Origin of the sequence: Pantoea sp. WMus005, from assembly GCF_013415305.1 — a bacterium.
GTDB classification, from domain to species: Bacteria; Pseudomonadota; Gammaproteobacteria; order Enterobacterales; family Enterobacteriaceae; genus Pantoea; species Pantoea rara.
This window is the reverse complement of sequence record NZ_JACBXU010000036.1, coordinates 1-252: the sequence shown is the minus strand read 5'-3', so window position 1 is coordinate 252 and position 252 is coordinate 1. Positions and strand designations below refer to the sequence as shown.

General features: G+C 54.8%; 1 rRNA gene. It reads right to left on the bottom strand.

Features of this window, described 5'->3' with window-relative positions:
• Window positions 1–252: ribosomal RNA gene (locus HZZ01_RS21225) — 23S ribosomal RNA — on the bottom strand; the annotation flags it as partial.

Sequence of the window (252 nt, the reverse complement as noted above, 5' to 3'; positions counted from 1 at the left end):
TCGCCTTTCCCTCACGGTACTGGTTCACTATCGGTCAGTCAGGAGTATTTAGCCTTGGAGGATGGTCCCCCCATATTCAGACAGGATACCACGTGTCCCGCCTTACTCATCGAGCTCACAGCATATGTGCTTTTGTGTACGGGAGTATCACCCTGTACCCTGCGACTTTCCAGACGCTTCCACTAACACACATGCTGATTCAGGCTCTGGGCTGCTCCCCGTTCGCTCGCCGCTACTGGGGGAATCTCGGTT